General features: G+C 43.3%; 7 protein-coding genes, 2 pseudogenes and 1 riboswitch. Of the genes and pseudogenes, 8 read left to right on the top strand and 1 reads right to left on the bottom strand.

Features of this window, described 5'->3' with window-relative positions; translation table 11 throughout:
- Positions 1-341: 341 nt before the first annotated feature.
- From glmS to ACTVIM_RS00945, 3 genes and pseudogenes are all read left to right on the top strand, one after another.
- Complete coding sequence (glmS, locus tag ACTVIM_RS00935) at positions 342-2144, top strand: glutamine--fructose-6-phosphate transaminase (isomerizing) (RefSeq protein ID WP_445613356.1); 1803 nt, start codon at positions 342-344, stop codon at positions 2142-2144.
- A gap of 542 nt (positions 2145-2686) precedes the next feature.
- Positions 2687-2815, top strand: a pseudogene (locus ACTVIM_RS00940) (DNA mismatch repair protein MutT); the annotation flags it as partial.
- 368 nt (positions 2816-3183) lie between these two features.
- The gene (locus ACTVIM_RS00945) at positions 3184-4899 is read left to right on the top strand and encodes an ATP-dependent nuclease (RefSeq protein WP_445613357.1); all 1716 of its coding nucleotides are present in this window, start codon (positions 3184-3186) and stop codon (positions 4897-4899) included.
- Positions 4900-4951: 52 nt separating this feature from the next.
- Here ACTVIM_RS00945 and ACTVIM_RS00950 read toward each other — a convergent pair whose 3' ends face one another.
- Positions 4952-6139, bottom strand: a complete 1188-nt coding sequence (locus tag ACTVIM_RS00950) for an IS701 family transposase (RefSeq protein ID WP_445612345.1) — start codon at positions 6137-6139, stop codon at positions 4952-4954.
- 64 nt (positions 6140-6203) lie between these two features.
- Between ACTVIM_RS00950 and ACTVIM_RS00955 the strand changes: the two genes are divergently transcribed.
- The 5 genes and pseudogenes from ACTVIM_RS00955 to ACTVIM_RS00975 all read left to right on the top strand — a co-directional run.
- Positions 6204-6533, top strand: coding sequence for a hypothetical protein (locus ACTVIM_RS00955; protein WP_445613358.1), 330 nt, complete (start codon positions 6204-6206; stop codon positions 6531-6533).
- Entirely contained in the window at positions 6520-8286 is a 1767-nt protein-coding gene (locus ACTVIM_RS00960) for an ATP-dependent helicase (RefSeq protein WP_324699528.1), read from the top strand. The genes ACTVIM_RS00955 and ACTVIM_RS00960 overlap by 14 nt, the downstream gene beginning before the upstream one ends.
- A gap of 1183 nt (positions 8287-9469) precedes the next feature.
- Positions 9470-9662, top strand: a riboswitch (cobalamin riboswitch).
- Positions 9663-9792: 130 nt separating this feature from the next.
- Positions 9793-12099 carry a 5-methyltetrahydropteroyltriglutamate--homocysteine S-methyltransferase gene (gene metE / locus ACTVIM_RS00965; protein ID WP_445613359.1) on the top strand — a complete coding sequence of 769 codons (2307 nt, stop codon included), beginning with the start codon at positions 9793-9795 and terminating at the stop codon, positions 12097-12099.
- Positions 12083-12520 carry an acyl-CoA thioesterase gene (locus ACTVIM_RS00970; protein WP_033842661.1) on the top strand — a complete coding sequence of 146 codons (438 nt, stop codon included), beginning with the start codon at positions 12083-12085 and terminating at the stop codon, positions 12518-12520. The genes metE and ACTVIM_RS00970 overlap by 17 nt, the downstream gene beginning before the upstream one ends.
- A gap of 107 nt (positions 12521-12627) precedes the next feature.
- Positions 12628-12953: pseudogene (locus ACTVIM_RS00975) on the top strand (DUF4277 domain-containing protein); the annotation flags it as partial.
- Between the last annotated feature and the right edge of the window lie 227 nt (positions 12954-13180).

Consider the following 13180-nt stretch of genomic DNA (forward strand, 5'->3'; position numbering starts at 1 on the left):
CAGCGGTTTGTAGGACAAAGACAACGCAAATATCGTTGGTTGTTGCTTCGTTTTGACGACGAAAAAAGCGCCTGGACTAAGCGCGGGAACGGAAGCGCGCTTAGTTGACGAGGAGGAGGTTTATCGAGTTTTCGGCGGATGCCTCCCGGCTGGAGCGATGACAGCCGCAAGTCCTCTCTTAAAACAAAGGGGTGACCCTTTGCACAAAGGGGAGGATGTCATCGCGCAACTAGAAAGGGGAGTCTGCCGCAGCGACGGCGAGACCCCGTTGTTCTTTGACAACTGAACATGGAAGGATCTCGTTAGCGGCAGCCTCCGATGTTAAAGGAGGAAAGATTGCCATGTGCGGCATTGTTGGTTATATCGGTTACCAAGATGTGAAAGAGATTTTGTTGCGCGGATTGGAAAAACTCGAGTACCGCGGCTACGATTCGGCAGGGATCGCCGTATTAAATGAGAACGGGGTTCATGTGTTTAAAGAAAAAGGACGGATCGCCGATTTGCGCCGCATCGTCGACCCGAACGTCAAAGCGACGATCGGCATCGGCCATACCCGTTGGGCGACGCACGGGGCGCCAAGCCGGGTGAACGCCCATCCGCATCAAAGCGCCTCCGGCCGTTTTACGCTCGTGCATAACGGTGTCATCGAAAACTACGAGATGCTGAAGCGCGACTACTTGGCTGATGTCGAGTTCCGCAGCGACACGGATACGGAAGTGATCGTCCAGCTCGTGGAACAATTCGTCCGTGACGGGTTGACAACGGAAGAAGCGTTTCGCCAAACGCTCTCGCTGTTAAAAGGGTCGTACGCCATCGCCATGATTGACGCGGAAAACGAGGAAACGTTGTATGCGGCGAAAAACAAAAGCCCACTTCTTGCCGGTCTCGGTGACGGGTTTAACGTCGTGGCGAGCGATGCGATGGCCATGCTTCAAGTGACGAACCAATTCGTTGAACTGATGGACGGCGAAATGGTGATCGTCACGAGCGAGAACGTCACGATTCAAACGCTAAACGGTGAAACAGTCGAACGGAAGTCATTTACGGCTGAGCTCGATGCGAGCGACATTGAAAAAGGGACGTATCCGCATTACATGTTGAAAGAAATTGATGAGCAGCCGTTCGTCATCCGCCGCATCATTCAAAAGTACCAAGACGAAAACGGCGGATTGACGATTGACCAAGCGATCATCAACGAAGTGCTGAACGCCGACCGCCTGTACATTGTCGCGTGCGGAACGAGCTACCACGCAGGTCTTGTCGGCAAGCAATTGATCGAGTCGTGGGCGAAAATTCCAGTCGAAGTGCATATTGCCAGCGAATTTTCGTACAATATGCCGCTTCTGTCGGAAAAGCCGCTCTTCCTCTTTATTTCGCAAAGCGGGGAAACGGCCGACAGCCGCGCCGTGCTCGTGCAAACGAACAAACTTGGCCATAAAGCCATTACAATCACCAACGTCCCAGGCTCGACGCTGTCGCGGGAAGCGGACTATACGCTCTTGTTGCACGCTGGCCCGGAAATTGCCGTCGCTTCGACGAAAGCCTACACGGCGCAAATCGCGGTGCTGGCGATTTTAGCGGCGACTGCGGCGAAAGCGAAAGGCCTCGAATTGGATTTTGACCTGACGAAAGAGCTCGCCATCGTCGCCAATGTGATGGAAATGCTGTGCGATGCGAAAGAAGAAATGGAGAACATCGCACGCGACTACTTGACGTTGACGCGCAACTGCTTCTTTATCGGCCGCGCCGTTGACTACTATGTCTGCCTAGAAGGCGCGCTGAAACTGAAGGAGATCTCTTACATCCAAGCGGAAGGGTTCGCCGGCGGCGAGCTGAAACACGGCACGATCGCCTTGATTGAGGACGGTACGCCGGTGATTGCCCTCGCCACCCAAGATCACGTCAACTTAAGCATTCGCGGCAACGTAAAAGAAGTCGTCGCCCGCGGCGCGAACCCATGCGTCATCTCGATGCGTGGCTTGGAAGGCGACGGCGACCGCTTCGTCATCCCGGCCGTCCATCCGGACCTTACGCCGCTTGTTTCCGTCGTGCCGCTGCAGCTGATCGCGTACTATGCCGCCCTGCATCGCGGCTGCGACGTCGACAAACCGCGCAACTTGGCGAAGAGCGTGACGGTGGAGTGAGCGGTTCGTTGGGAAAAGGCTGTTGTGTTGAATGACAAAAAAGTCGGGTACTTGACAAAAAAGTCGGGAACCGGACAAAAAAGTTAGGTACCGAACAAAAAAGTCGGGAACTGAAAGCCTGTTGGTGAATCCAGCAGGCTTTTGTTTTTTCTATTACAGTGTTTATTTGCTTTGCAAATATAACTGTTATTGGTATCTGCGGAAAATAAAGTCGCATACTGAAAAATAAAGTTGGTAACTAGAAAATAATAATGGTAACTGGGAAAAGGTGTTGGCATAGGTTTATGCCAGCACTTTTTTATTTTCGATCAGATAGAATCACTAAAAAAGCAGGATATTTTAAAAATATTTGTAATATTATGGTACAATTATTGTGAGATATCGATCTTCTTCAAATCACACTGGAGAACATAATTTTTTTAAAATGTGGTGACATGAATGGGGCATAGGCGACTAACGGGTGAGTTGTTTCAATAAGAAAACAGTATATGATTATTAAAAACGTTCAGATTTTAAATAAATTAGAAAGGAGAATCTACATCATGTCAGTTGATTGGAAAAGTGTAGAACATAGAATTTATACGATGTGTATGATTCAAAACGAAGATAAAGTTTTATTAATTAAACGACCTAACCATTTCGGTTTTCCGGGATATTTAGCACCAGGGGGTATATAAACACATTTTACAACAGGGATATTAAGTGGGGAAGCAAGGCATCATTATTGAGCCTTTTGTTAGACAAATCCATTAACAATTGACAATGCTTTTTAGATATGTAAAACTACATATGTAAAAAAGCTTTATAATGGGGGAATAACATGAACTTGGACAGTCTCTATGATAAATTTTTTGCTACTTACCCGATTTATCAACGTTTTAGACCAATAAAGTCGTTTAGAGACTTGCACGATTGGCTTTGGTTTACTGAGATTATACATAATTTTATCGATGGTAAGTGAAGTGTGGAAACATAAATGAATGGGGACTAGGACGGCAACCAAATAATAAAGGGAGAAGTTCGGGGAGGAAATCATAAAATGTACATATCAAGCATGCGGATTCAGAACTTTAGATGTTTTGATGATTTTTTCATCGAATTTAATGAGGGTTTAAATGTTTTGATAGGAAGTAATAATGCTGGAAAAACGACAATTATTAAGGCATTAGAATATATTTTTAGGCGTACGGGTGTAAAATCTCCTACAATTGATGATTTCAATAAAAATGTGGATTTGGCTGTTCCGCCAGAGATAACAATTACTGTGACATTACGCTCTTCAAAAACAGACACAACAGATGATAAAGCGATTGTTGCAAGTTGGCTTACAAAATTGGATACCCCATGGGAAGCCCAGCTCACGTATAAATTTTTTCTACCTGAGCAAGACCATAAACCGTACCATGATGATTATGCAAAAACCTCTTCCACTAAAGAACGTTGGGCATTGCTAGAAAAAAACTTGAAGAGATATGTCTCAAAGATATACGGTGGAAATATTATAAATAAAATTCGTGCAGAATCAGAGTATTTAGACAAAATACATTGTGAATCGTTAGATGCACTTCGAGATGTGGAAAGCAATATGTTTACTGGAAGAAACACGCTTTTAAAGCAATTATTAATGCATTTTAAAGATAAGGTGGTAGCGGCAGAACCTGCGGACAATGGACTGACTAAGGCTCAAATATTTGACCAGTATGCAGACTTGTTAGTGAAGAATCTAATTGAAAGAGTAAACCAAAAGGAAGTGCTAAAGTTTGCAGAAGACACAGGTGCGTCTGTTGGAGGTACACCTGCTTTGGATGGGAATTTAGATGAAAATGATGTGCTATCCGTTCTTCGATTAATAATCAAGGATCGGACTGGAATAGAGATACCTATCATAAACAATGGCATGGGTTATAACAACCTTATATACATATCTCTGATCTTATCAAAATTTAAAATGATTACTTCCGAAGAATACGGGGAAAACGCCAAAACTTTTCCGATACTTCTTATTGAGGAACCTGAAGCACACTTACATCCAGCTCTTCAATATAATTTTCTAAAATTTCTCAAAGAAGAAGTGAAAAATCAAACCTTTAGCAGACAAATTTTTATAACTACCCATTCAACGCATATAACCTCTGCAGTTGGTTTAAAACCAATTATTTGTCTGGAAAAAGATGAAAGCGGAAAAATCTTTGCTAAGTATCCTGATAAAGTATTTTTAGAAAGCAACGAGGATCAGGAATCAAAAAAGTATGTGGAGCGATATCTTGATGCTACAAAATCGGCTATGTTATTTGCAAAGTCCGTAATTTTGGTTGAGGGAATGGCTGAATTGTTACTTCTTCCTGTACTGGCGGAATTGATTGGTTGCGATTTGGATAAGCATCATGTCTCCCTTGTCCGTGTTGATTCATTAACTTTTAAGCACTTCATTAAATTATATGGAGCTGGAGTTACTTCGGAAAGACAAAAATATGCTTTACAAAAAAGAGTAGCCTGTATTATTGATTCTGATCCAGCTAAATTAGAGAAGAGAAACGATAGTAGTTCTGGAAAGAAAAGATGGAAAGAGTGTTGGCCGTTTGAGATAAATCAAGATCCTGAAAACTACGAGTATCGTGAAATATCAGGGGCTGTAAAGAAATTATTAGAACAAAAAAATAACTGTTTGAATGTAGAGATATTCTACAAAAAGGAACATGGAAAAACATTTGAATACGATTTGGCTTGGGACAATTATAACAGTAACTGTAGATGAGCATTTTTCATTACAATAATTTCCATGCCCTAAGAGACAAACAGGGGACCCCTTAGGCGACATGGAGCTGTTTTTTGATCACATCAATGGGAATATTTTGCTTCGCGGCATCGTAGATGAACTCGACGACGCTGTGCCCTTTCCGAGACCGAAGAAGCTCCAGGCCGGAAGAGAGGTCTTGCTGAGATTCGGCGATGCTGTATACGCAGGCGAACAGCACCACGGCCCAATACCGTTTCACCGCCCGAATGTGACGAACACGGTACCCATCGAGCTTCAGCTGGTCTTTGGCCTGCCGGAAAAAGCATTCGATCGTCCAGCGCTGGGCATAATAACGCAAGATCTCTTCATCGCCTAGCTCCCGGTCGGTGCTCAAGACGACATGGAGATGATCTGGCGTCATCGGTTCATCCGCCTTCCAAGCCAGCAGCACCACCGCGTCATCGAGGCCATGGATCGCTCCCTCGTAGCGATACACGCGGTAACGCTCCTTCCCCACCGTGACGAGGTGGGTGTCGTTGGGCTCGATATAGCGGGCGAACTTCTTCGCTTGGATGGCGATACCTTTCGGATAGAGAATCCGGTTCGTCTTGAGCATGGCGATGACATGGAATCCTTGTTTCAGGCAGGCTTCGATGAGCGCTTGGGACGGATACCAGGAATCCATGAGCACATACACCGGCTGAGCCCGCTTCCCCTTGAGCGAGGAAAGCATCTCGATCGCCAGGTCGATTTTGCTTCTTCCCGCCGTCTTGTCATACAGACGAAAGGCGAACGGAAACGCTTGCGAGAAAGTATGCACCATCAGCCAAACAAGCGAATGCCCCCAAACGGATTGATGATCTTTGTGCGAGTAGTGCCAATCACACCCTTGAATGGCGCGGGCAGCCCGTGACGAAGGCTTCGTTTTTTGGCAAATCGTATCATCAATCGAAACAAAAAGGGGTTGATTCTCCCGTTTGGCTAGGCGTTCGATCTGGCGAAGAATCCATTCTTGAAGCTTCTCAAGCAGTTTTTCCTCGTTCCAAGGGCTTTTCGTGAAAAAATGGCTGAGCGTGGTTCGATGGTTGGGATGAAAACTCCAGTACCGGACATCCGTCAATGTCCCCGAAAATCCCTTGGTAGTCAAGGCGTCGACAAGGTAAACGAGATGCTTGATGACCGGCTTCGAGAAATAAAGCGCCAATCCCAACGTCATGAAAAACTTGTGGATTCCTTGATGATGTGCTAATCTATTCATGAGACATGAACCTCCTTGTGTGAATGGGTTTGAGCACATCTATTTTACTCAAGGAGTTGGGTTCATGTCTCCTTTTTTGTTTAGTTGTCAATTTATGTTAGCAAATTTGCTCATCTACAGCAGTAAGCTACTTTTTACTGATGAAGTAGAAATTGTTGAAGTTGACGAACTTAAGGCAAGTAATTGGGAAAATGAGGATAAAGAGAGGGCTAAGCATGCTTCGAGCTTCCTTTTGTACGCAAAAGGGAGAAAAGGTGAACTTGCTTTTGAATTGGCTAGCAGAATACAAGAGAACAAAGATGAAAGATTGATAGTACCTGACCATATTCGAAAGGCCCTTGAGTGGGTGTGTTACAAGGATAATCAAGGGGTAGGGCAGGATGGACAATATTAGACTGATTTCTTCTGATCAACGAATACCATTATCAGATCTTAGTCGTCATTTTAAAGTGATAGCTGGGCCTGGGGCAGGAAAAACGCATTGGCTTGTAGAGCATATCAAAAATGTTCTTCAAAATGCGGAGAATCTTACATATACTTCAAAAATTGCTTGTATAACATACACAACTGTTGGTGCAGAAGAAGTCCAAAGTCGTTTGGGAATGAATCAGGAAAGGGTTGAGGTATCGACGATTCACAGTTTTCTGTATGCGAACGTTGTAAAGCCGTATGTGTATTTATTAAATGATAATCATGGAAAGAGATTGGTTAATGTTGAGGAGTTAGATGGCCATTATGAAAATATAGCAACAAACGGGAAAATATATCAATGGAAGGTAAAAACAAGAGCTCATTATCTTCAGGATAATAAAAAGCTAAAAGAATATTTAGAACAATTGGATTGGAAGCTCGTAGACGGGCAACTATATCTAAAACCAAGAAAAAACTATCGGATCGGGAAATATTATATTAGAATAGAGGACCTTCCTTTATATAAGCAATTATTTTGGGATGAAGGGGTCATTCATCATGAGGATGTCTTGTATTTCTCTTATAGAATTTTGAAAGAGTTTTCAATTATATTGGAGCATTTAAGTGCAAAATACCCCTATATTTTCTTAGATGAATTTCAAGATACCAATCCAATTCAAACAGAAATAATTAAATGGCTTGGGAATTCAGGCTCAGTGATTGGCGTCGTAGGAGATCCAGCTCAGTCGATTTATGAATTTCAAGGGGCATCCCGTCAAGATTTTATTGATTTCACTCTCCCTAATCAGATTATTTACATGATTGAGAACAATAGGAGATGTGGCAGTAAGATTGTTGATTTTCTAAATCATATTAGAAAAGGAGACCAACTAACGCAAAAGCCGACGAGAGAAAATAGGAATCATGATATATATTTTATTGAATGTACAGATGGTCCATATCAAGCTATAGCAAACTTCAACAATTTGAGGATCAGTTTAGGGCTTGAAAAAGATTATTGTATACTCACCCGAAATAACGACACCGTTAAATTACTACGTAACACAGAAAATAGCGAAGTATGGACAAGCTTCAGTGAGGCAGATTCTTCAAATAGAGAACGTTTTATCAAGTCCATTTTGACTGCATATAAGCTTACATTAGATACTCGGTATGAAGTAGCAATTAAGGAACTAGAAAGATCAATAAAAACTGATCGGCATGGAGAATTAAAGGATCCATTTCAAGAAAATCAAATTATAAGTCCCATTATGAAAAGGAGTCTGGCCGTAGATTTACTTGAATTCTTGGCAAACGATTTGAAAACTTCACTTGATCAATCTTTATTCGAATTCTATAACTCCCTTTCTGATTTTTTTATAGAGAAAGGAATTGCAATAAAGAAAATTTCTAGGGGAAAAATAAAGCAATTTTCCGAATCGATAACTATCAGGAACTTGGTGGATAACCTTATATTGTCCGAAGAGAAAACAACCGAGATAAGGACAATTCATAAAGCAAAAGGAGCAGAATTTGAATCTGTTCTTTTATATCTCCCTGAAGTTAAAGATGTGAATTTGCTCGTCAGTCCTGACATTAATTCTGAGCAAGAGGATACGCGAATTTTATATGTGGCTTTAAGTAGAGCAAAAGATTTATTATGTATTTCATGCCCGCCTCTCAACGACGCAATGATTAAAAAATTAGAGGCTTTGAATGTGAAAAGGAACCATTAAAAATTACAAACTGTCACTCTTTAACTCGCACCCTAATATGTAGACAGCTAATAAATCCCGTCCTGAGAAAATAAAAACTGTCCAGGGACAATAAAAAATGTCCAAGAAGCCGAGCGTGGTTAGGGTTTTGCCTGGATCCATGCTGGGCTTTTCTGTTGATAGGGGGACAGGGTATAGGGCGGAAAGGGTTGAGGGATCAGGTTTTATCCCAATATACCCATCCATTTTTCCTCTCTCCTTACCCCTGCTCCCTATCCCCTCCAGATATTTCCTTGGACATTTCCCAACGTTTCGTTTCCCTCATCCCTTCCCCCTAATTCCCTAAATCATTCCAATTGAACGGACACTTATTATTTTCGTGGTATTTTGTTCCAACTGGTTCCTCAAAACCCGAAAACCCTTGCGGCTGTAGGGAAGAGAGGCGGTGAGGGGAAAGTTGTGGGATGGACATGAATTATTGTCTCTTGACAATGTTGTAACAAAAGGTCAGATGCCGAACCAAAAAGCTGAAAACGAAAAGGCCTGTTGGGTGAGTCTAACAGGCCTTTTTTGTAAATAGGCTACGGTTGACCATTTGGCCGCCTTTACCATACAAAAAGCTTCGCAGATTTTGTTTCCGGCTAGAAAGAAACATAATGGCCAAGCTGTTGTAGCGAAGAACTTTTGGGGAGACATGAACCTACTTGGGTGAATGAGTTTTGAGCACAGCTATTTCAACCAAGGAGTCCGGTTCATGTCTCATTTTTACATATGGTTTGATGTAAATGAAGATAGGTATTCGCCACGCACCTTAGCTTCCTAGAAGGCTGGTGAAAAAACGCTGTTTGCCTTGATCGATGATGGAACGCGTGAACATAGAAGCTGATGCAACCGGTTTTTCTATTTGAGAAACGATTGCGAGAAGCGGTTGCGTGAGTAAATCACCAGCCTCCTAGACAATTCCCCATGTTCCGATTTTGTACCCGCTGTAAACTTTTGGGCTCTTCACCAAAAAAGTAAGAGGATGCTACTAAAGTTCAACTCGGGCTAAAATAGATGGTGCATTTCCCTTGCCAAATCTGAGTAATTGTAGTATACTGAATTTTATAAACCATGATAATATTATTAATCAGGATGACTTGAGAAGCCCCACCTCTAAGCGTCAGTGCAGGTGGTGGGAGGATGTCGCTAAAAACAGCATATCTGATAAGACCAAGCAACAGGTAGTTCACCAATCTGCGTGAACTTTAAAAGGGAAGTTTGGTGAAAATCCAACACGGTCGCGCCACTGTGATGCAGAGCGAGGATCAATAACCCACTGTTCCTTGTTTGGAATGGGAAGGGGATCCACCGCGATGAAGCTAAGTCAGGAGACCTGCCTGTTGTATACACTTTCGACCTACGCGTCATAGGGAGGAGTGGGGGAAAATGAACAAGAGGCACTTCAAGTACCTCAATACAAGCTAGTTATGCCCTCCTTCTGTCTGTCTAGAAGGTGGGCATTTTACTTGTATTGAGGAAAATGACATGGAGGTGCTACGATTGGCAATTCATAGTTCTAATTTAGGTTATCCTCGAATCGGTGAACAACGAGAATGGAAAAAAGCATTGGAGTCATTTTGGAATGGGCAATTGGAAGAAGCCAATCTAATGGAAACGATGAAGACCATTCAACTATCATCCATTAAAAAACAAATGGCAAAAGGAATCGAACTGATACCAATCGGGGACTTTTCATTATACGATCATGTGCTGGATACCGCTTTTATGTTTGGGTATATTCCAAAACGATTTGGCCAAGAAAGTGAGCGCCGATGGGATACTTATTTTGCCATGGCGAGGGGAACAAGCAGCCAGCCGGCTATGGCCATGACAAAATGGTTTAATACCAACTATCACTACATTGTTCCAGAGCTTGATGGCCTACAACCAAGGCTTATGGAAAATTTTCTTTTACGTGATTACCAATTTATCAAAGATAATCTTTCAATTGAAACAAAACCTGTTTTGCTTGGACCTGTCACGTTTTTAATTTTGGCCAAGTTAAGCACAGGAGTACATTGGCATAAGCACCTACAGCTCCTCGTCCCCGTATATATCGAATTGCTTGATGAGTTGTATAGAGCAGGAGTGCGCTGGGTACAAGTTGATGAGCCTATTCTTGTGCAAGAGATTGATGAAGACATAGTGGCCGCTGTTGAATACGTTTATCATTCATTCCATCAAAAAGTACCTGGTGTCCAGCTGATTTTACAAACGTATTTCGAAAGCCTTTCTAATTATCCAGAAATCGTCTCTCTTCCTGTTGCCGGGTTCGGTCTTGATTTCGTTCATGATGACGGTGAAAATTTGTACAACATGAAGAAATATGGGTTTCCAAAAGGGAAATGGCTAGCTGCGGGTATGATCGACGGTCGCAATGTTTGGAAGAGTACACTCGTCCAAAAAGCAGCGCTACTGGAAGAGCTATCGAAGCATACGGAACACTTGATTATTCAACCGTCGTCTAGCCTGCTTTATGTACCGATTACAGTCAAACATGAACACCGTTTACCAAAAGGATTGGTCGATTCATTGGCATTTGCGGATGAAAAGCTTGATGAAGTGCGCCTGCTTGCTGAATACGCCCAAGGGAAACGTTCTTTATCCGATTTGCGTCACTATGATGAACAAACCGGGGAAGCTCTTCGCCTACTTCGAGGCCAGTCTATAAAAAAAACGATGCACCCCATTGAGCAAACGGAACGTCCTCCCTATGCAAAGCGAAGGCAAGCACAGCAACAACATCTAAAATTGCCGCTTTTGCCTACTACGACGATCGGGAGTTTTCCACAGACCCGCGAAGTGCGGCAAGCGCGGCTGAAGCGGAAAAAACAAGAATGGGACGAAAAGCAATATCAAACCTTTATCCGTAAACAAATCGCAAAGTGGATAGAAATTCAAGAAAAACTCGAACTTGACGTTCTTGTTCATGGTGAATTTGAACGAACAGATATGGTAGAGTTCTTTGGTGAAAAATTAGGAGGTATCGCCTGCACGACAAACGGATGGGTGCAGTCATACGGATCGCGTTGCGTCCGTCCCCCAATCATATTTGGGGATGTTGTCCATCTTTGTCCTATAACTGTTGAAGAGAGTGTTTACGCTCAATCGCTAACAGAAAAACCGGTGAAAGGGATGTTGACGGGTCCTGTCACTTTGTACAATTGGTCATTTGTTCGTCGGGATCTGCCTCGCTCCGCGGTGCTGAATCAACTCGCTTTGGCAGTCCGTCAAGAAGTGTTGGCGCTTGAACAGGCGGGAATCCGCATCATTCAAGTTGATGAACCTGCACTAAGAGAAGGGTTGCCGCTCAAAAGACAAAAACAGCCGGCTTATTGGCAGGAAGCGGTATATGCCTTTCGTTTAGCGACATCGGCTGTTCGTTTAGAAACGCAAATTCATACACACATGTGCTACTCAGATTTTTCGGAAATGATCGACATCATTGATGATCTAGATCCCGATGTCATTTCGATTGAAGCCGCGCGGAGCGGAGGAGAGCTGTTATCTTTATTTGAAATCCATACGTATCGCAAGCAAATCGGACTGGGGGTGTATGACATTCATAGCCCTCGCATCCCGAGCAGAGATGAGATTCTCATTCAGCTTGAGAGAGCGTTGCGTGTCCTGCGGCCTGACCAATTTTGGGTGAATCCTGATTGCGGATTAAAAACCCGTACGGAGAAAGAAGCGATCGCCAGCTTGCAAGCGATGGTTGCCGCGGCAAAGGAGATGCGTAACCGTCTTTTCGTCTCTCTTCAAGGAGGGGATCAGGATGATAGCAAGCGCTGAACAGTCGAAAACGATTCAGACTAGATTGGTGCTCCCGTCCGATACGAATCATCTTGGTACCATTTTTGGTGGAACGGTGCTGGCGTACATTGACGAAATTGCGGCAATTTGCGCTATGCGTCATGCCCGAAGAGCAGTGGTCACCGCCTCCATTGACAAGATTGACTTTATTTCTTCTGCCAAAATTGGCGACATCTTAAAGCTGGAAGCATTCGTGTATTCCACCGGTCGTACGTCTATGAAAGTATTTGTAAAAGTTGAAACCGAAGATTTATTTACTGGCGAACATCATTTAACAACCACTTGTTTTCTCACGATGGTGGCGATTGATGAAAACAAAAAGCCTTGTCCTGTTCCGACTGTCATTGTAGGGGAAAAAGAGGAACAACTCGTGCAATATTATTTAAAAGCAAACCGATAAGATCGATCTCACATTTCCCACCCTTCCGACGAAAATCGGGAGGATTTTTTTATCTTCCTGTCGAATAAAACCTTGAAACACAAGGAACGCAAAGGAGTTTGCCCGTCATGGACGTTGGAATTCGGGCCATTTATGAAAGTTCTTAATTTGAATAGAATAAGCACTCTGTTCAAAGATCTTAACCTTCCTCAGTTGATGGATCATCTCGTTCCCGTGAATCCGCAATGCCAACCTCGAGCCGGTGACGTTGTCGGCCTAATCACCTTGGATATCTTGAGCGGCCGGCAAGCGCTCGTTCATGGGGAACAATGGGCGCATGACATCGATTGGCCGAAGCGGATTCGGCTAGGACTGGAGCCGTCTTGGTTCAACGACGATGCCATCGCGCGTCATTGGGATCGACTGTATGAGGCGAATCTCCATCAAGTTAAAAACGCGTTCAAACTGCTGAGAAAGCTTGATAAATCAACAAATATCACACTTTTGGCTTTTCACTCAATAAGTGAACATCCGAAACTGGGCTAAACCCTTGATATGATTATGTTTTACGGTTTTTTTGATGAGCTGCTGTCACGGATTCAGGTAAACTCGTTTTGAAAAAATAGGTATTTTCTGCAATGAAATTTGTGGAAAATACGGATGTTTTTTGTAAATGCTTTT

Source organism: Geobacillus sp. YF-1 (assembly GCF_052692335.1).